General features: G+C 64.3%; 22 protein-coding genes. 6 read left to right on the top strand and 16 right to left on the bottom strand.

The window, feature by feature from the left end:
- Window positions 1-23: 23 nt before the first annotated feature.
- From L0U81_RS05600 to hutH, 6 genes are read right to left on the bottom strand one after another with little or no spacing between them, the layout of a single operon-like run.
- Window positions 24-1,409 carry a formimidoylglutamate deiminase gene (locus tag L0U81_RS05600; protein WP_233800678.1) on the bottom strand — a complete coding sequence of 462 codons (1,386 nt, stop codon included), beginning with the start codon at window positions 1,407-1,409 and terminating at the stop codon, window positions 24-26.
- A gap of 15 nt (window positions 1,410-1,424) precedes the next feature.
- Complete coding sequence (hutI, locus tag L0U81_RS05595) at window positions 1,425-2,654, bottom strand: imidazolonepropionase (RefSeq protein WP_233800676.1); 1,230 nt, start codon at window positions 2,652-2,654, stop codon at window positions 1,425-1,427.
- Window positions 2,651-3,280, bottom strand: coding sequence for a HutD/Ves family protein (locus tag L0U81_RS05590; protein ID WP_233804228.1), 630 nt, complete (start codon window positions 3,278-3,280; stop codon window positions 2,651-2,653). Before L0U81_RS05590 ends, hutI begins: the two co-directional genes overlap by 4 nt.
- A gap of 29 nt (window positions 3,281-3,309) precedes the next feature.
- Entirely contained in the window at window positions 3,310-4,998 is a 1,689-nt protein-coding gene (gene hutU / locus L0U81_RS05585; protein WP_233800674.1) for a urocanate hydratase, read from the bottom strand.
- Between the two features lie 60 nt (window positions 4,999-5,058).
- Window positions 5,059-5,754 carry a histidine utilization repressor gene (gene hutC, locus L0U81_RS05580; RefSeq protein ID WP_233800672.1) on the bottom strand — a complete coding sequence of 232 codons (696 nt, stop codon included), beginning with the start codon at window positions 5,752-5,754 and terminating at the stop codon, window positions 5,059-5,061.
- 25 nt (window positions 5,755-5,779) lie between these two features.
- A complete protein-coding gene (gene hutH, locus L0U81_RS05575) occupies window positions 5,780-7,300 on the bottom strand; it encodes a histidine ammonia-lyase (RefSeq protein ID WP_233800670.1) in 1,521 nt (506 codons plus the stop codon).
- A gap of 363 nt (window positions 7,301-7,663) precedes the next feature.
- On the opposite strand from hutH, the gene L0U81_RS05570 reads away from it, so the two are divergent.
- On the top strand, window positions 7,664-7,846 hold the full coding sequence (locus L0U81_RS05570; RefSeq protein ID WP_233800668.1) for a hypothetical protein: 183 nt from the start codon (window positions 7,664-7,666) through the stop codon (window positions 7,844-7,846).
- A 23-nt stretch (window positions 7,847-7,869) separates the two neighbouring features.
- Here the strand turns inward: L0U81_RS05570 and L0U81_RS05565 are convergent, their stop codons facing one another.
- Window positions 7,870-8,616, bottom strand: coding sequence for a DUF899 domain-containing protein (locus tag L0U81_RS05565; protein ID WP_233800666.1), 747 nt, complete (start codon window positions 8,614-8,616; stop codon window positions 7,870-7,872).
- Window positions 8,617-8,701: 85 nt separating this feature from the next.
- Window positions 8,702-10,099 carry an NCS2 family permease gene (locus L0U81_RS05560; protein ID WP_233800664.1) on the bottom strand — a complete coding sequence of 466 codons (1,398 nt, stop codon included), beginning with the start codon at window positions 10,097-10,099 and terminating at the stop codon, window positions 8,702-8,704.
- A gap of 430 nt (window positions 10,100-10,529) precedes the next feature.
- On the opposite strand from L0U81_RS05560, the gene L0U81_RS05555 reads away from it, so the two are divergent.
- Window positions 10,530-11,606 carry a PRC-barrel domain containing protein gene (locus L0U81_RS05555; protein WP_233800662.1) on the top strand — a complete coding sequence of 359 codons (1,077 nt, stop codon included), beginning with the start codon at window positions 10,530-10,532 and terminating at the stop codon, window positions 11,604-11,606.
- Window positions 11,603-12,871 (top strand): MFS transporter, encoded by a 1,269-nt coding sequence (locus tag L0U81_RS05550; protein ID WP_233800660.1) that lies wholly within the window; start codon window positions 11,603-11,605, stop codon window positions 12,869-12,871. Before L0U81_RS05555 ends, L0U81_RS05550 begins: the two co-directional genes overlap by 4 nt.
- A gap of 90 nt (window positions 12,872-12,961) precedes the next feature.
- Here L0U81_RS05550 and L0U81_RS05545 read toward each other — a convergent pair whose 3' ends face one another.
- The 5 genes from L0U81_RS05545 to L0U81_RS05525 all read right to left on the bottom strand — a co-directional run bounded on the left by L0U81_RS05545 (window position 12,962) and on the right by L0U81_RS05525 (window position 17,617).
- Window positions 12,962-14,194 carry a type II toxin-antitoxin system HipA family toxin gene (locus L0U81_RS05545; RefSeq protein WP_233800658.1) on the bottom strand — a complete coding sequence of 411 codons (1,233 nt, stop codon included), beginning with the start codon at window positions 14,192-14,194 and terminating at the stop codon, window positions 12,962-12,964.
- A complete protein-coding gene (locus tag L0U81_RS05540; RefSeq protein WP_233800656.1) occupies window positions 14,194-14,481 on the bottom strand; it encodes a helix-turn-helix transcriptional regulator in 288 nt (95 codons plus the stop codon). The genes L0U81_RS05545 and L0U81_RS05540 overlap by 1 nt, the downstream gene beginning before the upstream one ends.
- Window positions 14,482-15,165: 684 nt before the next feature.
- Window positions 15,166-15,957 carry an SDR family NAD(P)-dependent oxidoreductase gene (locus L0U81_RS05535; RefSeq protein WP_233800654.1) on the bottom strand — a complete coding sequence of 264 codons (792 nt, stop codon included), beginning with the start codon at window positions 15,955-15,957 and terminating at the stop codon, window positions 15,166-15,168.
- Window positions 15,958-16,037: 80 nt separating this feature from the next.
- Window positions 16,038-16,649 (bottom strand): hydrolase, encoded by a 612-nt coding sequence (locus L0U81_RS05530; RefSeq protein ID WP_233804226.1) that lies wholly within the window; start codon window positions 16,647-16,649, stop codon window positions 16,038-16,040.
- A 38-nt stretch (window positions 16,650-16,687) separates the two neighbouring features.
- Window positions 16,688-17,617, bottom strand: coding sequence for an alpha/beta fold hydrolase (locus L0U81_RS05525; protein WP_442793414.1), 930 nt, complete (start codon window positions 17,615-17,617; stop codon window positions 16,688-16,690).
- 253 nt (window positions 17,618-17,870) lie between these two features.
- On the opposite strand from L0U81_RS05525, the gene L0U81_RS05520 reads away from it, so the two are divergent.
- Complete coding sequence (locus L0U81_RS05520; protein WP_233800650.1) at window positions 17,871-18,776, top strand: AraC family transcriptional regulator; 906 nt, start codon at window positions 17,871-17,873, stop codon at window positions 18,774-18,776.
- Between the two features lie 266 nt (window positions 18,777-19,042).
- Window positions 19,043-20,581 (top strand): methyl-accepting chemotaxis protein, encoded by a 1,539-nt coding sequence (locus tag L0U81_RS05515; protein ID WP_233800648.1) that lies wholly within the window; start codon window positions 19,043-19,045, stop codon window positions 20,579-20,581.
- A gap of 21 nt (window positions 20,582-20,602) precedes the next feature.
- Here the strand turns inward: L0U81_RS05515 and L0U81_RS05510 are convergent, their stop codons facing one another.
- Window positions 20,603-21,496, bottom strand: a complete 894-nt coding sequence (locus L0U81_RS05510; RefSeq protein WP_233800646.1) for a LysR family transcriptional regulator ArgP — start codon at window positions 21,494-21,496, stop codon at window positions 20,603-20,605.
- A gap of 116 nt (window positions 21,497-21,612) precedes the next feature.
- On the opposite strand from L0U81_RS05510, the gene L0U81_RS05505 reads away from it, so the two are divergent.
- Window positions 21,613-22,242 carry a LysE/ArgO family amino acid transporter gene (locus tag L0U81_RS05505; protein ID WP_233800644.1) on the top strand — a complete coding sequence of 210 codons (630 nt, stop codon included), beginning with the start codon at window positions 21,613-21,615 and terminating at the stop codon, window positions 22,240-22,242.
- Window positions 22,243-22,258: 16 nt separating this feature from the next.
- Here L0U81_RS05505 and L0U81_RS05500 read toward each other — a convergent pair whose 3' ends face one another.
- Both L0U81_RS05500 and bcsG read right to left on the bottom strand, forming a co-directional pair.
- Entirely contained in the window at window positions 22,259-22,504 is a 246-nt protein-coding gene (locus tag L0U81_RS05500; protein ID WP_233800642.1) for a hypothetical protein, read from the bottom strand.
- Window positions 22,501-24,072: a cellulose biosynthesis protein BcsG gene (bcsG, locus tag L0U81_RS05495; RefSeq protein ID WP_233800640.1), complete on the bottom strand. Its 1,572-nt coding sequence runs from the start codon at window positions 24,070-24,072 to the stop codon at window positions 22,501-22,503. Before bcsG ends, L0U81_RS05500 begins: the two co-directional genes overlap by 4 nt.
- Between the last annotated feature and the right edge of the window lie 36 nt (window positions 24,073-24,108).

Raw genomic sequence — 24,108 nt, 5'->3', positions numbered from 1 at the left:
ATCGGTTCGGCGGGTCATGGCCGTTATTTGAGCAGTTCCGCGAGCGCCGCGCGATAGCGCGCATACGCGCCCTCTTCGTCGCGATGCCTGCGATCGTCGACGACCTTGACGCCGCCCGCATAGACGTCGCGGATCGGCGTGTCGCCGTGCTCGCAGAATACGACGCCCGACAGCCACGCCTGCGTCGCGTGCCCGGCGATGCTCGAATGATCGGCGTCGAGCACGAGCCAGTCCGCGCGATGGCCCGGCCTCAACGCACCGACCGCGCGACCGGTCGCGCGCGCGCCGCCGTCGAGCGCGGCCGCGTACAGACGATCCGCGACATGCGTGGCTTGCGCCGACGCCAGCACATTGCGCTGCCGGCGCGTCAGACGCTGGCCGTATTCGAGCAGCCGCAACTCGGCACGCCAGTCGACACCGATATGGCTGTCCGAGCCGACGCCAATGCGGCCGTGCGCGTCGAGATAGTCGTGCGCGGGGAAAATGCCGTCGCCGAGATTGGCCTCGGTGGTGAGACACAAACCCGCGACCGCGCCGCTCTTCGCGAGCGCGAGCGTTTCGTTCGGATCGACATGGGTCGCGTGCACGAGACACCAGCGGCCGTCCACATCGAAACGATCGAGCAGCCATTGCACTGGCCGCGCGCCTTCGGTTTCGATGCATGCGTCGACTTCGGCGGTCTGTTCGGCAATATGAATATGCACGGGCGCGCTGGCGTCGATGCCGCCAAGCAACGCGCGCAGCGACACCTCCGATACCGCGCGCAATGAATGCGGCGCCACCCCGTAACGAAGCGCGGCGCTTTCGGGGCGCGCCGCGCGCAGCGTACCGAGCAGATCGAGCAGGCTCTCCGGCGTATTGATGAAACGCCGCTGATCGTCTCGCGGCGGTTGAGAGCCGAAGCCGCTGTACTGATACAGCACCGGCAGCATCGTGATGCCGATGCCGCTCGCCGATGCCGCATCCACCACGCGTTGTGCAAGCTCGGCCTGATTCGCGTAGCGACGGCCGTCCTGCATGTGATGCACGTAGTGAAACTCGCACACCGACGTATAACCGGCCTTCAGCATTTCGATGTAGAGCCACTGCGCGACGCTCGCGAGACCTTCCGGCGTGATGCGCGCGGCGAAGCGATACATCAGGTCACGCCATGACCAGAAGTTATCCGTGGCGTTGGCGCGATATTCGGTCAGCCCCGCCATCGCACGCTGAAACGCGTGCGAGTGAAGGTTCGGCATGCCAGGCATCAACGGGCCCGCCGCTTTCGGCACACCTGCCGGCGCTTCGGGTTGATCGGGCGTGACCGCGCTCAGCGTACCGTGAGCGTTCCATTCGAGCAGCACGTTGCGGCGCCAGCCTTCGGGCAGATACGCGTCAGCCGCGAACAACGATTGATTGGACTGTGTCATCTCTCAGGTTCTGGTTCAGGTCACACTCGACTCGCGCCGCGTATGAACGGTTTCGCCCGCGCGCACGACGCGCGCGCACAGCGGCCGGCCAATCCAGTAGGCAAGCTCGGCCAGCGAATCCACCGACCACACCGCGAAATCGGCCGCGCGACCGACTTGCAGCGTGCCGTGCCGATCGTTCTTGCCGAGCGCGCGCGCCGCATGCGCGGTCACCCCTTGCAGCACCTCGGGCACGGTCATGCGAAACAGCGTGCTCGCCATGTTCATCATCAACAGCAACGAAGTCGCCGGCGACGTACCCGGGTTGCTGTCGGTCGAAATCGCGATCGGTACCTCGTAGCGCCGCAGCAGTTCGAGCGGCGGCAACTGCGTCTCGCGGATGAAGTAGTACGCGCCCGGCAGCAGCACGGCGACGGTGCCCGCTTCTTTCATCGCGGCGACCCCGGCTTCGTCGAGAAACTCGAGATGATCCGCCGACAGCGCGCGATGGCGCGCCGCGAGTGCCGTGCCGCCACCGTTCGACAACTGCTCGGCGTGCATCTTGACCGGCAGCTGGTAGCGCGCGGCCACGTTGAAAACACGCTCGCTTTGCTCCAGCGAAAAACCGATGCGCTCGCAGAACACGTCGACCGCGTCGACGAGACCTTCGTCCGCGAGCGCGGGCAGCATCGTGTTGCAGACTTCGTCGATATACGCGTCCGCGCGGCCCGCGAATTCAGGCGGCAGCGCGTGCGCGCCGAGAAACGTCGTATAGACCGTGACCGGGTAGCGCTCGCCGAGTTGACGCGCGACGCGCAGCATCTTGCGCTCGCTCGCGAGGTCGAGGCCGTAGCCGGATTTGATTTCGATCGCCGTCACGCCTTCGGCGAGCAGCGGTTCGAGCCGGGCGGCCGCTTGCCGCAACAGCGACGCTTCGTCCGCCGCGCGCGTCGCGCGCACCGTCGACACGATACCGCCGCCCTGTCGGGCGATTGCTTCGTAGCTGACGCCCGCGAGGCGCTGTGCGAATTCGTCCGCGCGCTGGCCGCCATACACGAGGTGCGTATGACAATCGATCAGCCCCGGCGTCACCCACGCGCCGCGCAGGTCTTCGCGCGGCCATGCGGCGTATTGCGTGGGGAGTTCGGTCGCCGCGCCGAGCCACGCGATGCGGCCGTCTTCGACCGCGATCGCGGCATCGGCAAGGGTGTCGTGAGGATCGCCCTGCGCACACAGGTTCAGGTGATGCCAGACAGTTTGCTTCATCGCGTGTAGTGAATCGTGATGGCGAGCACCTCGCCGTCGCCCGCTAGCGTGCAGGCAAGCGCGTTCGGCCCGTCGATGCGCAGCGTGTCGCCGGTGTCGAGCCGCACCACCTGCGCGTGCTCAGCGGCCAGCGCGAGCGTGACCGCACCGCTCGCGCAAAACAGCAGCACCACGTCGCCGTCGAGTGCGCGCGGCGCATCCCGCTCGTCGCCGGTGCGCCACACGTCCATCTCGCCCCGCGCCACGTCGCGCCGAACCATCAGGTTGAAGTCGCGCGTCGCGCCGGCGACAAGCCGCGCGTCGATGCGGGTCTCGCCGCTAAAGCGCGCGATATCGAGCGGCTGCCGCAACGCATGCGTCGCGACCACGCCCGTGTCGCCGATCTCATCGAGCAGCATACCCGCGCCTGAGAGCAACACGAGCGTCCGGTCGACGCCGTCGAAGCGCGAGAACGGCCCGGCCTGCGCGACATCGGCGACGCTCACGCGCCACAGGAAGTCGCTGCCCGCCGCGCCCTGCCCGCCGCTCGGCGGCGGAAACGCGGCCACCTCGCGCGTGAGCCCGCCGCCGTTTTTCCACGGCGTCGCCACGAGGTCGGCGCCGCGAATCAGCGTGACGCTTGCCATGCCGCCCGCGTCGTTGGCAACGCGCACGATCAGCGGCCCAGCATCGGCAGGTTGAGGCCGGCCTCGCGCGCCGTTTGCTGCGCGAGTTCATAGCCCGCGTCCGCGTGACGCATCACGCCGGTCGCCGGGTCGTTCAGCAGTACGCGGCCGAGTCGCTGGTGCGCAGCGTCCGTGCCGTCCGCGACGATCACGACGCCCGCGTGCTGCGAGAAGCCCATGCCGACGCCACCGCCGTGATGCAGCGACACCCACGAAGCTCCGCCTGCCGTGTTCAGCAGCGCGTTGAGCAGCGGCCAGTCGCTGACCGCATCCGAGCCATCCTTCATCGATTCGGTTTCGCGGTTCGGGCTCGCGACCGAACCGGTGTCGAGGTGGTCGCGGCCGATCACGATCGGTGCCTTCAGCTCGCCGTTTTTGACCATTTCGTTGAACGCCTGGCCGAGGCGATAACGATCCTTCACGCCGACCCAGCAGATCCGCGCCGGCAGACCCTGGAACGCGATGCGCTCGCGCGCCATGTCGAGCCAGTTATGCAGATGCGGATCGTCGGGAATCAGTTCCTTGACCTTCGCATCGGTCTTGTAGATGTCCTCAGGATCGCCCGACAGCGCGACCCAGCGGAACGGGCCCTTGCCTTCGCAGAACAGCGGACGGATGTACGCCGGCACGAAGCCCGGGAAATCGAACGCATTTTCCACGCCCATTTCGAGCGCCATCTGACGGATGTTGTTGCCGTAGTCGAGCGTCGCCGCGCCGCGTTCCTGCAGCGTCAGCATCGCCTGGACCTGTCTCGCCATCGACTGTTTGGCCGGCGTGACGATGCTTTCCGGTGCGGTCTTCATACGCTCGCGCCAGTCCTCGACCGTCCAGCCTTGCGGCAGGTAGCCGTGAATCGGATCGTGCGCGCTCGTCTGGTCGGTCACGCAGTCCGGCGTGATGCCGCGCGCGACGCACTCGGCGAACACGTCGGCGGCATTGCCGAGCAGACCGACCGACACCGGCTTGCCGCTGTGCTTCGCTTCTTCGATCATGGCAAGCGCTTCATCGAGCGTCTTCGCTTTCCTGTCGACGTAGCGCGTCTTCAGACGGAAGTCGATGCGCGTCTCGTCGCATTCGACCGCGATCATCGAGAAGCCGGCCATCGTCGCCGCGAGCGGCTGTGCGCCGCCCATGCCGCCGAGACCGCCGGTCAGGATCCAGCGGCCTTGCGGGTCGCCGTTGAAGTGCTGGTTCGCGACCGCGAAGAAGGTCTCGTAGGTGCCTTGCACGATGCCCTGGCTGCCGATGTAGATCCAGCTGCCCGCGGTCATCTGGCCGTACATCATCAGGCCCTTGCGATCGAGTTCATGGAAGTGTTCCCACGTCGCCCAGTGCGGCACGAGGTTCGAGTTCGCGAGCAGCACGCGCGGCGCGTCCGCGTGCGTGCGGAACACGCCGACCGGCTTGCCCGATTGAATCAGCAGCGTTTCGTCTTCGTTCAGGTCCTTCAGCGACGCGAGGATCTGGTCGAAGCAATCCCAGTTGCGCGCCGCGCGGCCAATGCCGCCGTACACGACTAGCGCGTGCGGGTGCTCGGCCACTTCGGGGTCCAGATTGTTCTGGATCATCCGGTACGCGGCTTCAGCGATCCAGGTCTTGCAGGTCTTGTCCGCGCCGTGCGGTGCGCGGATCGTACGACTCGGATCAAGACGCGGATCGACAGGTTTCGGATTGTTCATGGTGTCCCTCGGGATGCGTAAAGAGGTTCGATAAAGATTCAATGAAGACGAAAAACGAATTCAGAAATGCCCAGTGAAGCGGTAACGGGTGCCCGGATGCCAAAGATTCGCGATCGAGGCCACCTGGCCTTGCGACCACGTGCGCCGGTGCAGCACGAGACACGGCTCGCGTTCACTCATCCTCAGCAGTTCGCGCGTGATCTCGTCGGCCTCAAGCGCCTCGATGCGGTACTCGACGCGCTGCAACGGTGCGACGCGCACGAGGTACTGGTTCGGCGTCGTGACCGTGAAATCCTGCAACGCGTATTCGGGCGCGACGGCCGGATTGACCCAACGTTCCTCGAGCTGCACGGGCTCGTCGTTTTCGTAATGCAGCAGGCGCGAATGAAATACGGGGCTGCCCGCGCTCACCTGCATCTCTTCGGCGAGCGTCGCATCGGCGATGCTCGCGCCGATGTTCAGCACCCTGGCCAGATAGCGATGACCGCGCGCGACGATTTCATCGGAGATGCTGCGGATCGCGACCAGCGTCGATTCGTACTTGGGACGGGCGACGAAGGTGCCCGAGCCCTGTACGCGTGTGAGCACCTGTTCCGAGGTCAGCTCGCGCAACGCGCGGTTGACCGTCATGCGCGCGACGTTGAACTCGCGCGCAAGCTCGTTTTCGGAGGGGACCTGGTCGCCTTCGGCCCACTCCCCCGCATGAATGCGCGCGAGGATGAAGTCCTTGATGCCCTGATATGCCGGTGCGTTCATGGGTGTGATCCGCGTTCCCGACGACTCATTGTTCCGAGGCGAACGAGAACGGGCTCAGCTTCGCGACCGAGCCGGCCTGCACGAGCTTCGTGACGGCCGCAATGTCCGGCGCGAAGTAGTGATCGAGCTCGTAGTGCGGCACGTCCTTGCGCACGAGGTCCATCACTTTCTGCAGGCTCGGGCTGGTCTTGTGCGGCGCGCGCAGATCGACGCCCTGGGCGGCGGCGAGCAGTTCGATCGAGAGGATGTTCGCGGTGTTCTCGGCGATATCGCCGAGCTTGCGCGCGGCGAACGTCGCCATCGACACGTGATCCTCCTGGTTCGCCGAAGTGGGCAGCGAATCGACCGAGGCCGGATGCGCGAGCGTCTTGTTCTCCGACGCGAGCGCGGCCGCCGTCACGTGCGCGATCATGAAGCCGGAGTTCACGCCGCCATCCCTGACGAGGAACGGCGGCAGGCCCGACAGCGTCGCGTCGATCAGCAGCGCGATGCGGCGTTCCGCGAGCGCGCCGATTTCCGCAGCGGCGAGCGCGAGGTTGTCGGCCGCGAACGCGACCGGCTCGGCGTGGAAGTTGCCGCCCGACAGCACTTCGCCGGTGTCCGGGAAAATCAGCGGATTGTCGGAGACCGCGTTCGCTTCCACCAGCAGCGTTTGGGCGGCCTGACGCATCTGGTCGAGACAGGCGCCCATCACCTGCGGCTGGCAGCGCAGGCTGTACGGGTCCTGCACCTTGTCGCAGTCGGCGTGCGACACGTTGATCGCCGAGCCTTGCAGCAGCGAGCGATAAGCCGCCGCCGCGTCGATCTGGCCTTGATGGCCGCGCAGTTCATGGATGCGCGCGTCGAACGGCTTGACCGAACCCATCGCCGCATCGACCGACAGCGCGCCGGCGACGAGCGCCGTGCGATAGAGGTCTTCGATTGCGAACATGTTGTAGAGCGCGAGCGCGGCCGACGCCTGCGTGCCGTTCAGCAGCGCCAGACCTTCCTTCGCCTGCAGCGTGAGCGGCTTCAGGCCGACGAGCGCAAGGCCTTCGGTGGCCGGCATGCGCTCGCCCTTCGCGAACACTTCGCCGACGCCGAGCAGGATCGCCGACATATGCGCGAGCGGCGCGAGATCCCCCGATGCGCCGACCGAGCCCTTGACTGGAATCACGGGCAGCACGTCGGCGTTGAACATTGCGATCAGCGCTTCCATCACTTCGCGGCGGATGCCCGAGTGGCCGCGGCCGAGGCTCGACAGCTTCAGCGCCATCAGGAGACGCACGACCGGGCGCGACATCGGCTCGCCGACGCCGACCGCGTGCGACAGCACCAGATTGCGCTGCAGCAGTTCGAGCTGATCGCGCGGGATGTGCGTGCTGGCGAGGCGGCCGAAGCCGGTATTGATGCCGTAGGCCGGCTCGCCCCTGGCGGTGATGTCGGCGACGGCCTGCGCGCACGCGTCGATGGCCGCGTGGCTGGCGGGATCGAGTTGAAGGGTGACCTGTTCACGCGCGATCTGGCGCAATTGCGGGAGGGTCAGGTAGCCGGGCTTCAGAATCATGGTTGTCGTCCTGTCTATACAAGTTCAACTAAGTCTAGCTGGCGAGTCTTGTATATACAACTTATTTTTCAAGATATCGTGCCTGGGGATTTCCATGATTTGCCGCGTCGTTTTGGCTGGAGATCCCGAGGCAGGCTCGCGGACAGGAAGTGGCGGGGTTGGGACGCCCGAGTCGGCGTGGCCACCGTGGTTTAGCCCGGACTTGTATATACACCTTCGCGGTGCGGACATGATGGAGCCGCCAGGCAGCCAGCCGTAAGCTGTGTAAGCGCGGCCGTCGCAAATTCGTAAGCTCATTTCGATAAAATCGCGCGGATTCGACGGCGCGATTCGCACCGTCGCACCTGAGCCCGGATTCGACAGATGCCCTTCGCGCTGGACTTCTACTGGCTGACCAACTTTCTGGCGATCCTGTTCGTCATCGCGTGCCTATACGACACGCGCTACGACGAATACGGCGTATTGACGCTCGCCGCCGCGGCGATGGGCCTCATCGTGATGGCGATCGAGGTATTTCTCAAACCCGCCTTCGATATGGCGCTGTAGCGCGTTCGACACGCCTCACCATTTCACACCGTGTACGATCCGCACGCCGGGCAAGCCCCGCGCGCGTGGTCGTCGTAGCGGTCGTGATGCCTGACCCAGTCGGTCAGATTACTTTGCTCGTTGCGCCCTTTCGGCGTGATATCCAGATGCGCGTACGTGTTCAGGAAGCGCTCGTCGCCGCGCCCATAGCATGAGTAGGTGTGGTACACGTCGCCGCTTTCGTCCTTGTAGAACACGCTGTGACCGTGCTGCTCGTCGATGCCGACGTCCTGCTCGCTGAAGTTGTAGAACGCCTTTTTACTCGCCAGATCCTCGGGCGTGAACGACACGTGGTAGTCGAAATTGAAATCGCTGCCGCTCGACGACACCCACGGAAAGCTCCATCCCATGCGCCGTTTGAACGCGTCGATCTTCGCGAGCGGCGCATGCGACACCGTCACGTAGCTGACGTCGTGATGGACGAGGTGCGTGAGAATGCCGCTCATATGGTCCGACAGGAACGAGCAGCCAACGCACCCCTCCTCCCAGTCCGGGCCCATCATGAAGTGATAGACGATCAGCTGACTGCGGCCATCGAACAGCTCCGCGAGCGTCTTAGGGCCCTCCGGTGTATCGAACGTATAAAGCTTCTCGACCTTGACCCACGGCAATTCGCGACGCTTGCGCGCGAGTTCGTCGCCGGCGCGCATATGCGCTTTTTCCTCGGCGAGCAGCGCGCGGCTCGCGGCGAGCCACTCTTCCTGACTGCCGATGCGATGTTGGGGTTCCATCTGCGTCTCCTTTCCTGCTGAAGCAGGGCTTGACCATAAGGTTTTTAGAAACGCTGACGCCAAAGTCAAGGACCCGCGACGAAATTCAGATCGCCCATCCGCCGAGATAAAACCCGGCCAGCACCACCGCGATCGCCACGGTGCCGACGTTGAGCTTGCGATACTCGCCGCTGACGACGCGCCCGATCACGAGCGTCGCGAAGCCGAGCATGATGCCGGTCACGATGTTCGCGGTGAGCACGATGAACACCGCGCACACGAGCCCCGCCATCGCGTCGACCATGTCGTCCATATGCAGCTTGCTCACGTTCGACAGCATCAGCAGCCCTACGTACATCAGCGCGGGCGCGGTCGCGTACGTTGGCACCAGCGCGGCGAGCGGCGAGAGGAACATCACGACGAAAAACAGCAGACCGACGACCGCCGCCGCCATCCCCGTCTTCGCGCCCGCCGCGACGCCGACCGTCGACTCGATATACGCGGCCGCCGGCGCGCCGCCGAGCAGGCCCGAGAAGATCGAGCTCAGCGAATCGGCGGTCAATGCCCGGCCGCCGTTGATGATGCGGCCGTTCTCGTCGAGCTGCCCCGCCTGGCCCGCGACCGCGCGGATCGTGCCGGTCGCGTCGAATACGGCGGTCATCACCAGCGCGAGCACGCTCGGCAGCACCGCCATCGACAGCGCGCCCCGCACGTCCATCGCACCGATCAGCGACGCATGACCCGGCGCGCTCAACGACGGCACCGCGAACACGCCATGAAACGCGACGGCCGGATCGATCGCAAGCCCGAGCGCCGAGATCGCGACGATCACGATCAGGATCGAGCCCGGCACGCGCCGCCGCACGAGCCCGAATATCGCAGCCAGTCCGGCGACCGACAGCAGCGCCGGCAACGCGGTGATATGCCCGAGCGACACCGGCAGACCGGCGCCCGGATTCTTGACGACGAGCCCGACGTCGTTCGCGGCGATCAGCAGCAGGAACAGACCGATGCCGATCCCGGTGCCGTGCGCGATGCCGGCCGGCAGATTGCGCAGAATCCACGAGCGCACGCCGGTCACGGAGATCGCGGTAAACACGACGCCCATCAGGAACACGGCGCCGAGCGCGACCGTCGGATGCAGGCCTTTGCCTAGCACGAGGCCGAACGCGGTGAACGCAGTCAGCGAGATCGCGCAGCCGATCGCGATCGGCAGACGCGCCCACACGCCCATCAGCAACGAGCCGAACGCGGTGGTCAAACAGACGGCGACAAACACCGCGCTGGTGTCGAAGCCCGCCTTGCCGAACATGCCCGGCACGACGAACACGGAATAGACCATCGCCAGAAAGGTCGTCACGCCCGCGACGATCTCCTGACGTTGTGTGCTGCCGCGCGCGGAGATGTCGAAGTAGCGATCGAGAAAGCCCTGACCGCGGGATGATCCGGTGTCGAAGGATTCGCTCGCGACGTCGGAATTCGCGAGGGCTTGGGGTTCCATCATGATGAGTGCCTCCTTTATCAGCATGCTGAAACGGCCGCTACAGCGACCGTCATCAGGTTCGTCTCGTGGCTGTGTTGGTGTGGGTAGCGCTTTTCTGAGTCGGAATGTAGGTGAAGACAACTATGTGTCCAATCGCATGAATGGCATGCCGGACATGTCGCGCGACTTATAACTTTTGCGCGACGGTCGCTCGGGCGAGCGCGCCGCGCGTATACACCTACGCCATTCGGCTGGCCGTGAAACGCGCCGAACCGGTATCGGCGGCGACGCTGCTGGCACGCGGCGTGCAGCGCGATGCCGCCTGACAACCGGCAAAACAGCCCGCGAAAGCCGGCCCCGCGCGGCAGCGCGGGTTAAACTCTGGGCCGTGCCCCATCCAACCGCGGCGGCTCATCACACCCGTCCGCACCAGCCCGTGGAGTTTTTCCTGATGACTGGCGGTTTTCCGCGCCCCGCCCGGCGCCTGCCGATTGTCCCGCCTGGACCGCGCGGACCATTTGGTCCGCTCGATTCGCCTGATTCGCCCGATCCGTTTCGTCTGTTGCGCTTGCTGTGCGCCGTGGCCGCGCTGCTCGCGCTCGCCGCGCTGTCTGGTTGCAGCACGCTGCTGTGGGGTACGCAGCAGGCGCCGATCGTCGAGGCGACGGTGATGCCCGTCGAGCCGGCGAGCGCGCCGCTCGCCGCTTCGGCGCCCGAGCCGGCCGAGACCGAGGCGAACGAGGGGCCCGAGCAGCAGAAGAAACCGAAGAAACCGGTCGTGAAGCCGCACAAGGTCGAACCGCCGCCGCCCGTCGTCGCACCAGCCCCGCCGCCGCCCCCGCCCCCGCCGCCGCTGATCGTGCTGCGCACGATCGAGCGCAGCGACGCGCGCACGCTGCTCGACAGCCAGGTGCAGAAGCCCGACGGCAAGGTGGTCGGCCGAGCGATCGACATGACCACCGACGCGGCCGGCAAGCCGCGCGAGATGGTCGTCAATCTGCAGGGCTTCCTCGGCGTCGGCGACCGCAAGGTGAACTTCTCGTGGGGTACGTTCCACTTCACGCCGACCGCGAAGGGCGCGCCGATCACGCTGAGCGCGAGCGCCGTGCCGAGCGGCGCGAACAAATCGAACGCGCTGGAACTGGCGCTGCTCGATGCGACCGTCGAGCGCGCGAACGGCGCGAAGGTGGGTCGCGTGGTCGACGTGCTGATCGATGCCAACGCGCAGCCACAGGCGATCGTGCTCGACGTGAGCGGCATGGTCAGCACCGACCGGCGCACGATCGCCGCGAACTGGTCGGCGCTGCGCTTCGTCACGCGCGACAAGGAGCTGCATCCGCAGATCGATCTGAGCGACGCGCAGATCAACGCGACGCCGCCCTACGCGAGCGACAAGCCGATCCGCGCGGTCTCGCCGGCGCCGCCTGCCGCACCCGCGGCGCCCGCCGCGAGCGCCGCGCCGGCGGCCTCGGCGCCGCCGACGGCGTCGACGGCGATTTCGGTTTCCAACGCCCGGGCGGTCCGATGACGGTCCGCACTGTAGTCACGGCGCGAAGTCTGCGCGCGCTCGATTGGCTCAACTTCTTCGTCGCCAACGTGCAGACTGGCTTCGGGCCGTTCATCGCGTCGTACCTCGCGTCGCACAAATGGACCCAGGGCGAGATCGGCATGGTGCTGTCGGTCGGCACGATCAGCGCGATGGTGAGCCAGGTGCCGGGCGGCGCAGCGGTCGACGCGTTGCGCAACAAGAAGGCCGCGGCCGCGTGGGCGATCGGCGCGATCATCCTGAGCGCGATGCTGCTCGCGATCAGCCCGACCGTGCTGCCGGTGATCGCCGCCGAGGTGTTCCACGGCTTCGCGAGCTGCATGCTGACGCCGGCGCTCGCCGCGATTTCGTTCGCACTGGTGGGTCGCGCGAATCTCGGCGACCGGCTCGGGCGCAATGCGCGCTGGGCGTCGATCGGCAGCGCGGTGGCGGCCGGTCTGATGGGCCTGTTCGGCGAGTACTACACGCCGCGCGCGGTGTTCTTTCTGACCGCGGGCCTCGCGGTTCCCGCGCTGATCGCGCTCGCGATGATCCAGCGCACCGACACGATCGAGCTGCCGCAAGCGGCGCCCAGCCCCGAGCAACTCGAACGGCGCGAAAGCCTGCGCGCGCTGCTGCGCGACCGGCGCATGCTGCTGTTCGCCGCGTGCATCGTGCTGTTCCATCTGTCGAACGCGGCGATGCTGAACCTTGCCGCCGGCGAAGTGACGGCCGGCATGGGTGACAACGTGCAGCTCGTGATCGCGGCGTGCATCATCGTGCCGCAGGCGATCGTGGCGATCATGTCGCCGTGGGTCGGACGCTCGGCCGAACGCTGGGGCCGCCGGCCGATCCTGCTGCTCGGCTTCTCGGCACTGCCGATCCGCGCGCTGCTGTTCGCGGGCATCAGCAGTCCTTATCTGCTCGTGCCGGTGCAGATGCTCGACGGTTTGAGCGCCGCGGTGTTCGGTGTGATGCTACCGCTGATCGCGGCCGACGTCGCCGGCGACAAGGGCCGCTACAACCTGTGTATCGGCCTGTTCGGGCTCGCGGCCGGCATCGGCGCGACGCTGAGCACGACGGCGGCGGGCTTCGTCGCCGATCATTTCGGCAATGCCGTGAGCTTCTTCTGTCTCGCGGCGGCCGGTGCGCTCGCGGTGCTGCTGGTGTGGGCGGCGATGCCCGAGACGCGCGACGCGGCGGCGGCCAGCAACGGCAAAGGGGATGGAGCGGCCGTGACCGGTCGCGGAAAGTCGGCGGCAAGGTGAGTCGTATGGGGGACGCGCGGCGTTCGCTTTTAACGCCGCGGTGCAATCGATAAGCGCTGGCGTCGAGCAACGGCATCGCTACAGGTCGTGTTATTTGACCCTGGGCCTCACGACCGGCTGAACGCCGACGCGCTCGATAACCCGCCGGATGCTCGCGAGAAGCCCATCCTCCACGAAGCGCGGGTCGCTTTCAAACCGGACGGCGACGCGCTCGTATGCATTGCGCAGACGGTCCATGGCGGACTTGCATTCGTCATCGCGCAAACCCAGGCGGCGGCCGTACTCCACGAGGACCTGAGGGATGGGAAACACCGTGGACTTATTGAGCTTGAGCGCCAACTTGCCGTCGAGCTCCGGATAGATGTCGGTACAGACGACGTCGAACACGGGCGCGAGGCGGCGCGGCCCGGTCGGGTCCTCGTAGAGGATGCCGATATTCTTCATGTGCGCATCGCCATCGCGCAATAGACACGACAAGGCGACCCGCTCAAAGAGGCGAACACTCTGCTGATAGTCAGAGCCCGTGAAGATGTCGACGGCCTTCGCAATCATCTCGTAGCTGCCCTCGTACTTCGACTTGCCGGTGAGCACGCCCATGTCCTCGAAGCCCAACGGTGAGCCGTCCGGGTGCCGGTCAAAGCGCGCCATCACAAAGAGCTTGCCATCATCGGAAAGCCAGAACTGGGGAACCTCCAGCCCCGCCTCCTGTGCGACGGACATGCAGAAGAACTCGTTGCGCGCGATGCCCGGAAAGTCGTCGCCCTCAGCCTTCACGATTACCGAATTGAGGGGCAGCGCGGCGTGCTCGTCGAGCGCGCGCGGGCCTTCTTGCACGATCGGCACCACGGTTTTGGGCTGGACACCCGAAATACCAGAGCCGAGCGCATACTGGTCGACGAGGCGCGCAAAGAGTTTGCCGGATGGGGAGGACAGGAGCTCCTCGAGGTGTTCGCCGTCGTGCTCCGGCACGCGCTCCCCCGGCACGGAGTACGTCAGCCGCCCAATCTGGTTACGACCAGCAAGGAAGAGCAGGAACAGGTCGCTTGGCGTGCCCAGGCGTGCAAGCCGGTCCTCAATGATGTGCCGCAGATAACCTTCGGGGCGGTTCATCGCGAAGACACCCATCAGGTCGCCTCTGGCATAGCTTTCCCGGCGCACCGGCATTGTCAGCGACACCGCCGCGGCGTCGGACACCTGTCCGTAATTGAAGGAGTAGCGGCTCTCCTTGGCCAGCAGGCCGCTCGTCCCTTGGGGCGTGTGCACCTCAAGGGTGCGGATCTTCCCAAACAGCCGCTCGATGTCCAATGTCTTGCCGTCGCTCATCAGTCATCGTCCTTGAAGATGATGTCGAGCTCGTCCAGCACCACGGTGTCGCGCGGGCGCAGAACCAGCTCATAGCCAAGCGCGCTAACGAGGCGGCACCACTCCTGGATGCCCACGTTCTCGGCGCCTTCGGCATTGGTGATCGTGCGGCGCGCGATGCCCGCGCGCTCGGCGAGCGCCTGCTGGGTCACCTTACGCTCACGCCGGGTAGCCCGCAGGCTGGCCGCGAGACGCTCAACGTTGGTGATCGGAGAAGGAGAAGTCTTTTTGCGCATCATGCTGCTCATTATAGTTCAAATCAGCAATTTTGCGCACCATAATGCTCATTTCTGCGGGCGAGCTGTCGACCCGAATCTGCGCTGATTTTGAGCACTATCTTGCGCACGACGCTGCATTTTGCATAGATTGCGCACGATCATGCGCAATAGCGACATGGAGGCGCCGACGCCGTGCCAAAGATGGGGATTGATGGACCGGGACGCTCAGCGGGGCGGAGAATGGCCGCCAACCCGTTCCCCGTGGGCAACACGGACGGTGGCAGAAAACGTATTCGGGATGATCCCGGACGGTCGGAGTGAAAGCGCAGGCTCGCGGGAGGCGATCAATTGGCCCCTGGTGGCAGCACTGCGTCCCACGACCGGACGCGACGGCCGTCGTGGGCCTGTAATTCATGGAAAAGGCATAAGTCGACCCAGTTCTGCCCTGCGGTTCGCCGCGCATCCAGGGCAGCTTCCAGGGTACAACGGGCATTCGCTTATTCACGCAGCACGGTCAAATCGGGCATTCCACCCGAGCCGGCCATTTGACTTCCTGGGACATCCAATGGGCTATAAGAGACCATACCGCCGCGACAATGCAGGCCAACCCGCCCCACGATTGTCACGCGCGTCACAAAAGGAGCGCTTCAGCCGATCGCGCTGGAACATTGAGCGAGGCAACTTTGCAGAAGCCATCCCAATGCCCGTCGGGGTCTAGAAGGCGCTTTTTATAACGCCCCCATCGGCTCGCAACGCAGCTCCCGTCGTGGCCGACGAAAGCGGACTGGCGATATAGGCCACAAGGGACGCAATTTCCTGCGGCGAACCAAATCGCTTGATGAGCGATGTGGGACGTACTTTCTCGAAGAATTCCTTTTCGAACGCTTCAAACGATTTGCCGTCGGCCTTAGCAAGGGTCTCTACGAATTCGCCAACCCCTCGCGATTTCGTCGGCCCCGGCAGGACGCTATTAACCGTAATTCCCGTGCCGGCAACGGCTTCGGCTAGCCCGCGCGAGACCGCGAGCTGCGCGGTTTTCGTCATCCCATAGTGGATCATTTCGGCTGGAATCTGCGCCCCGCTTTCGCTCGAAATGAAAATAATGCGCCCCCAGTTTGCCTGCCTCATCGCAGGGAGATACAGGCGAGCAAGGCGTACTCCACTCAGGACGTTGACGTCGAAGAAACGCTGCCAGTCCGCGTCAGGGATCTCCTCAAACGGCTTGGGCTCGAAGATGCCGAGGTTATTGACCAGAATTTCGACGCCCGGATAGCGTCGCACGAGCTCTTCAGCTGCGGCGGCCGTACTCAGATCGCCCGCAAATCCATACACATCGCCGCCGGTATCCGCTTTCAGCTGCATAACTACGTCATTCACAGATGACTGGGAGCGGCCGTTGACGACTACACGAGCTCCCTCCTGCGTCAATGTGCTGGCGATAGCCAGGCCGATACCGGCCGTGCTTCCGCTGACCAGCGCGAGTTTTCCTTTCAGATGGAGGTCCATGCGTGGTTTCCTTTTCCGTGGACGAAGTAGAGATGACGTGATCCAGTCTTGAACAACTGGATTCCTTCGCCCGGATCATGTCAGTGGCCTTCGACTGCGAAGAGGATATCGGCGAAGCCAGGGACCGATTTCTCGCGATTCCAGTCGCGCTGCAATTCGCAGATGAGTTGAACCCACGACGTCGGCTTGCCGCCCGCCTGAATCACTCTTTGCAGGCCCGCCTGATGCGCCTCGAGCGAGGTTCCTCCAACACAATCGACAACAGGATAGACCTCAAAGCCTTCGTGCATTGCGTCGAGTGCGGGTTGCACCAGGCACACCTCTGTCCAGAGGGCGGCCATGATGAGCTTCTTGCGTTGCGTGGCCTTGACCGCCCGGTTGAAATCCTCGTCTTCCCACGCATTGATCGAGGTGCGATCGAACGGCTCGATATCTGTCAGCACGTCGGTGATCTGATGAATCGTGGGTTGGTTCCGGCCGGTTTTCACATTCACCGACGTCAGCACCACCGGCAGCTCATACAGCTTCGCGATCCGGGCCAGCGCGACGATATTGGCGACCAGTTCGCGCTTGGGCCTGGAGGCAATGGAAGACACCTGAACGGGCTGAAAATCGATGATCAGGACCGCCGAGTTTTGCGGCGTGATCAGATGGTCGTCTACGGCGTCGCGCGGCCTGGCAAAAGAACTCATCATGCTCTCCTGTTGGCGTGAAAAAACATCTTCGGCAGTCACTCGCAATGCGGCGATGGTCGGTCTATGAAGGTGCGAATGGCGGCAACGGTTTGCTCCGGCTGTTCTTCCATCAGCCAGTGCCCGGAATCGGCTATCACCACTTGATTTACGTTGTCGGCGGCGAAACGCATGATGTAAGCCATGGTCCCGCCCAGCGAGTGGCCACCGCCTATGGCCAGCACCGGCATTTGCAGACGTCCACGCGAGACCGATAACCGGTTGTCCGTCACGTCCTGGTCAAAGGCGGCAAATTGCAGAAAGCCCGCGTGCATGCGACCTGGCTGGGCATAGAGAGACGCATAATGGCGCCGCGACGCTTCGGGAAAATGCGCCGGATCGGCTGCGAAGTCATTCCAGAACCGGTCGAGGTAGATACGCTCACGCCCCGCAACCAGCCGCTCCATATCGGGGCCACCAAAGCGGAAATGCCAGAGCAGCGGACTCTTGAGGATGTCGTCCCAGGGGCCCACACCGGGAACCGGTGCATCCATCATGATGAGGCGGCTGGTACGGTCTGGGTGCGCTTCAGCGAATGCAAAAGCAACCATATTGCCGATGTCGTGACCGACCACCACCGCTTGTTGCACCTTGAGTGCATCCATCACGCCCGCCACATCTTCGGCTTCATTCTTCTTGGTGAAGCCCTCCGTAGCGACCGCAGACAATCCCATACCACGCAAATCCGGGGCGATCACGGTGTGGTCACGCATCAATTCCGCCGCCAGTGGCGCCCACATGTCACCCGTGTCGGCGTAGCCGTGCAACAACACAACAGCCGGGCCACTGCCGCCCACGCGAACGTGAATGGTCGTGCCGTTCGACACGATCTCCTCAGTGCGAAATCCACCCGGAAAGGTCGTCTGGTCCGCCAATGTCGCCTTGCTGAGCCCCATCAAGGCGACAAGAAGCACAAATGCTCGTTTCATCGCGATCGTCCGTTTGTCGAGTGATTGCATGAGAGCATCGGCAAAGCACGGGCGTCTTGATTGATATGCGCGTTTTTTGGCCAATATGTGCGTTTTGACCCTTTCCCATCGCGTTCCGTGTGCCAGCATCAGGAACGTGAAAATTTCAATGGCGAAATTCGCTGATTTATTGAGTTACAGATGATCGCGATCTGTTCAACTGGCTGCAGGATTCGTCAGGCCAGATTGGGGACTTCTCAATGAGGAGCAAGGCATGCAGTCGGATCTCAGCTACAGCCGCAACTTCGTCGAGCTATTCAAGGCGGACTCGGTGTCGCAACTGACCACCAAGGGCCCAAAAACGTCACGCCTGCTGGTGTCGCGCTTGCGCCGGGATACGCCCGGGCACGGACTTGTGACGCCGCCCCAATGTGATGCCGTCTTTTCGGTAATGCTTCAATTGCGCGAGCAAAAGCAAAGAGAGCTTTTCCTTGACGGCAGGTGCATCCATCGTGGCGCCTATCTGGCGCGAACAACCAGCGTGGTCAATCACCTTGAACTGCCGTGTGCGAATTTGATCAGCCCGTTCGACAACCTCATGTTCACGGTCCCGCAAACCGCGCTGAACGAGATTGCCGATGAATCCGGCGTGGCGCGCATCGATCACCTCTATTGCCGGCCAGGCGGGCTGCTGGACGAGACGATATGGCACCTTGGAAGTTCACTTCTCCCTGCGCTGGAGCGGCCACACGAAGTGAGTTCGATGTATGCCGAACACGTCATGCTTGCTGCCTACACCTATTTCGCGCAGCGGTTCGGCGGTATGCGCATGCCAAAAGAGCGACTGGGAATGCTTGCCCCCTGGCAGCTCCGGCGTGCTACGGAAGCGATGACGTCGCAGATCGACGCCGACCTGTCGCTGAAAACGCTTGCCTCCGAGAGCGGACTGTCAGTCAGCTATTTTATTCGTGCATTTAAGGCAAGCACCGGGGACCCGCCGCATCGTTGGATGTTGCGCCATCGCGTCGAACGTTCGAAAGCACTTCTCAGCCGCACCGAGGCTTCCCTCGCCGAAGTCGCAGTCAGTTGCGGGTTTGCGGACCAGAGCCATTTCACCCGCGTATTCAAATCGTTCGTGGGAGTTAGTCCCGCCGCATGGAAGCGCAGCATTCGAAGCTGAATATGCGCATATGCGAGTTAAATACAGGCCGTCAATCCATGACTCACAAGTTATCAGCCATCGCTGATCTGATGCTTCGTACAACCAAGGTATCTGGATAACCCGGATCGAGTGCGTCCGCGCCACCCGCTTGCCCTTCCCCCGGTACTGATCGGCCACGCACGATCAGTACACAAATCGAGGGTTATCACGGGTGCGACACCACTCAAGACTGAGCCGCCAGCGCCGATATATGTACCAGATAGTTAATTTTCTGAGGCTCCCGCATGAAGTTGTCCACGAAATTACTGGTGCTCGTCGTCGCCGCGCTGCTCGGCGTCGCACTGCTCGCCGCCATGGCGCTGCAAACGCTGCGTGGTGCCTTGATCGACAGCCGTCGTGAAGAGATCGTCATTCTTCTGACGAAGGCCGAACATCTGGTCAATTCATACCGGGAGTTGCAGGCGCGCGGAACGCTCACGCGGGATCAGGCTCAGCAACAGGCAAAAACCGCGCTGGCAGAGCTCAACGCGAATACGAAAAGTTACTACTGGGTTACGACCTCCGACGGCATCAACCTCGTTCATCCGAACGCGAAGTTCATCGGCACCAAAGCCAAAGGCAACCGCACGACCGACGGTCTGACCGATAGCGAAGCCTACCGCGCCGGAATGGCGCAGTCGCATTTCGCGCTCGTCGACGTGCTGGTCAAGCGCAGCCCCGATGCAGATGCGGAGCCGAAACTCCAGGGCGTGGTCTCCATTCCGGACTGGGATTGGTGGATCGGCACGGGCTTCTTCTACGACGATATTCACGCGGCCTTCACCCGGCTCGCGATGGTGCTGGGCGCCATCACGCTCGTCATCGCCGCGATCCTTACGACCATCGCGTGGGCCGTGCTGCGCAGCGTCCGGCGCACGCTGGGTGGCGAGCCGGCGCATGCGACGCACCTGACGACCCGGATCGCCACTGGCGATCTGGACGTCGAGGTCGATGCGGCAAAAGCCGCGCCGGGCAGCCTGCTCGCGGCGCTCGGCGAAATGAAGGCGCGTCTGACCGCGACGATCGCCGAAATCCAGACCGCGACCAACTCGATCGTCGTCGGCGCCGGTGAGATCGCGCAAGGCAACCTGGACCTCTCGCAACGCACGGAGGAACAAGCCGCCTCGATACAGGAGACGGCCGCCAGCATGGAACAGATTACGGCGACGGTAAAACAGAATGCCGAGAATGCACGTCAGGCCAACGGCCTCGTGACCACCGCAAAGGAGGCGACCGAGCTTGGCGGTGCAGCCGTGCATGAAGTCGTCGAGACGATGCGGGAAATTTCGCAACAGTCTGTGCGGATCGCTGACATCACCACCGTGATCGAAAGCATCGCTTTTCAGACCAATATCCTCGCGCTCAACGCAGCCGTCGAAGCGGCCCGGGCGGGCGAAGAAGGTCGTGGGTTCGCAGTCGTCGCCTCCGAGGTCCGCTCGCTTGCCCAGCGCAGCGCCGCGGCAGCAAAAGATATCAAGGGGCTGATCGAGGTATCGGTAGAAAAGGTCGGCAGCGGTAGCCGGCTCGTCGAGGCTGCGGGTGGGCGCATGACGGAGATCGTCCAATCGATAGGCCGGGTTGCGGACATCATGGGCGAGATCTCCGCCGCCTCCGACGAGCAAAGTACTGGCATCGAACAGATCAGCAAAGCCGTCACGCAAATGGATGAAGTCACCCAGCAGAACGCTGCGCTCGTGGAGCAGGCCGCCGCTGCCGCGTCATCACTTGATGAACAGGCGGCACGTTTGAGGTCGGCCGTATCGGTGTTCCGGCTTGCCAGTTAACCTTCCAATCCAATCAGGAAGTCAATCCAGAAACTCGCCCGCGCGCTTTCTGAGCATCGCGCTGAAATCGTCGAGCCAGCCGATCGACAGCCGCCAGCTCTGCCAGTACAGATCGACGTCGATATGCCTGCCCGGCGCGATCTCGACCAGTTCGCCGCGCTCCAGATGCCCGGCGATCATCCGCTCGGGGCACATGCCCCAGCCGAGGCTCATCACGCACGCGCGCAGAAAACCGGCGACATGCGGAATCCAGTGCAGCGGCGGATCGAGCTCCGCGCGCGTGATGCGTCGCATGAAGCGCTTTTGCAGCTGATCCTTCGGGTTGAAGTCGACGCACGGCGTGCGCCGCAGGCTGTCGCGCGTGACGCCGTCGGCGAAATAGCGCGCGCGAAACGCGGGCGAGCAGACCGCGAGGTAACGCATGCGGCCGAGGCGCGTCGAGCGGCAGCCCTGTACCGGTTCGGCCTGCGTCGTGATCGCGCCCTGCACGCTGCCGTCGCGAATGCGCTGCGCGGTGTAGTCCTGGTCGTCGATCACGAGGTCGAGCAGCATCTCGCGTTCGACGCAGAACGGCGCGACCGCGTCGATGAACCAGGTGCCGACGCTGTCGTCGTTGACGGCGACGCGCAGTGCCGGCCACGGCTCGACGAGCGCGCCGGGTAATGTCGGCAGCCGGCCGTTCAGCTCCGCTTCGAGCAGTTGCACGCGCTCGGTATGGCGGCACAGCAGCGCGCCCGAGGTGGTCGCGACGCACGGCTGGCCGCGCTTCACGAGCACGCTGCCGACGCGCTCCTCGAGCAGCTTGACCCGCTGCGATACAGCAGACGGCGTGATATTGAGTTCGCTCGCGGCACGGTCGAACGAGCCGTGGCGCACCACGGCGGCCAGCGCGTCGAGCAAGGCGTAGTCGAGCATTAGCGTTCCTTAATCTGCATTAAGTAAATTAGCTTCTCTTATGAGACGTGTACCCGCAGACTAGCGCTGTTGCTTTGCCCCGTCTATCCCCCGTGCTTCCATTTTCCGGACCGTTTATGAACTGGTTGTCTTTCTCCCACGGCGCGGCGCTGTGCGCGTCGCTGATCGTGACGATCGGCGCGCAGAACGCATTCGTGCTGCGGCAGGGCATCATGCGCTCGCACGTCGGCAAGATCGTGCTGTTGTGCACGTTGTCGGATTTCATTCTGATCGGCGCGGGCGTCGGCGGCGCCGCGGTGCTGATGGAGCGCTACCCGAACTTCGTGCACGGTATGCTCTACGTCGGTCTCGCGTATCTCGCCTGGTTCGGTGTCAGCGCGCTGCGCCGCGCGGTGCGGCCGGGACACGCGGTGCTCGATGCTTCGAGCGGCGCATCCGCCGATGCAGCACCGCCCGCGCAACGCGCGCTGCCGATCGTGCTGATGACGCTCGCGTTCACCTGGCTCAATCCGCACGTCTATCTGGATACGTTCCTGCTGATCGGCACGGCCGGCGCGCGCGAGCCGGAAGGCGCACGGGTCGCCTTCGCGCTCGGCGCGATGACGGTCAGCGCGGTCTGGTTCGTCGCACTCGGCTATGGCGCGCGCATGCTCGCGCCGCTGTTTCGCCGCGCGAGCGCGTGGCGGGTGCTCGATGGCGCCATCGGCAGCATGGTGTTGCTGCTGGCGGTCACCCAGTTGCGCTGAAAGTTCGCCGCGGGCCTTATTTCACGCCCGCTTCTTGCGGCGTACGTTGCGCAGCGTGGGTATCGGCCTCGTCGTGCGGCACGAGGTTCATCAGCCGCGCGAGCACCGGCCACTTCAGCAGCGACTGCTGGTAGGCCTCCTGCGCCTGAGCATCGAAATAGCGGCGTGGCTCGACTTCCGGCAAACGCAGCGCGAGTCCGCTGATGTCGTCGACGGGCCAGCCGCCGCGCGCGGCGTTTTTCACAGCGTTCCAGTCGTTCATTTGCCGTCCACCCACACGCCGTCCGGCGTCTTCACCACATAGCCTGACGCGGTCTTCATCGTCACCGTCCCCTCGTTTTCGCCGACCATCTGCGTTTGCGGCAAATTCGCCGCGTACTGCGACAAGCTCACGCCGGGCTTGAACGGACTATTCGACACGAGATTCGACAGCAACTGCGCGACCGCGAGGAAGCTCGACAGATTGTCGATCACCGTAGTCGGTCCGTGACTGCCCTGGAAACCGACGACGCGCACGCCGACCGGCCCATGCACGATGCCCGGCGTCGGAATCTCGCGCAGGCCCGCCACCTGATTCGTGTCGCCGCGCAGCGCGGCGCCGTGCTCGGGCACCATCACAATCACCGCGCGCCGCCCCGACGATGCGATCAGATCGGCGAAGCGGTCGAAGTCGCTCATCAGCTTGTTCACGCGCAGCGGATACGAATCGATACTCGACAGGTTGCTGTTCGGCAACCGGTTACCGTCATGCAGGCTGATCGTGTTGTAGTACAGCGCGACCGGCCCCGCGATGCTCGCGCGCTGCGCGTACCACGCGGCGAGCGCCTCATAGTCGTCGCGGATCGGCGAGCCGTCGAACGCATGCATCGCGACCGGCACGCTCGTGTTCGGAATCAGCGGCACGTTCGGTACGCCGGCGTTGTCGTGGATCAGTTGCAGGAAGTTGTCGAAGTGGCCGTCGTGGTTCAGCATCGTCTGCGGCGTGTAGCCGGCCTGCGCGAGATCGGCGAGCAGATAGCACTGCGGCGGCGCGCCCTTATAGAGGTCCGCGTGCGCCTGCTGGCCGCAACTCGCGCGCAGCACGCGAATCGCGGCCGGCCCGCTATAGCTCGCCGCGGTGCTGAAGTTCGTGAATAGATAGTCGAAGTGGGAAAGCAGCGGATGATTGCGCGCCTTCGCGACATCGAGGTCGTCCCATGACAGCGAGCAGATGTGCAGCACGATCACGTCGAACTGGCTGTTCGGATCGGCGGCGAGATGGCCGAAGCTCACCTGCCGTTGCGACTCCTGGGTGCGGAACGCCGCGAGCGTCGCGTTATGGTCGAGCGGCTGCGCAGCGAGCGCGTTGCTGGCTGTATTCGCTCCGGCATTCGCCGCTGCGTTCGTCGACGCGGCGCGCAGTTGCGCGAGCACCACCCCGCCCTCGTGCCACAGCGGAATCGCGACCAGTGCGATCAGCACGAAGGTCGCGACGCGCACCCAGCGATTCACGATCAGGTAGCCGACGAGCGCGCCCAGCGCGGCAAGCAGCAGCATCGGCGGCAGAAAGCGCTGTGCGAGTTCAAGCCAGTAGCCGAGGCTGAACGTGGTCAGATTGCCGAACTCCTCGGTCAGACGGGAGAACGGCGGCACGTTCGCCTCGTGGTACATCAGCGGCACGCCGAGCGCGAGGCCGAGCAGATTGCGCACGATGCGCAGCGCGCGCCGGCGCAGCGTCGAACTCACGACGAGCGCGAGCGCAAAGCCTAGATTCGCGAGCCACAGCGGCTGCAGATGGCCGCCCGCGTACAGGTAGAGCTTCAGGATGAAGTACAGGTTCCACAAAGTCATGAACGGGTTCTCTCATTGGCCGGTTACCTGCGCCGG

Source organism: Paraburkholderia sp. HP33-1, assembly GCF_021390595.1.
Classification (GTDB): domain Bacteria; phylum Pseudomonadota; class Gammaproteobacteria; order Burkholderiales; family Burkholderiaceae; genus Paraburkholderia.
This window is presented reverse-complemented; position numbering and strand designations above follow the sequence as displayed.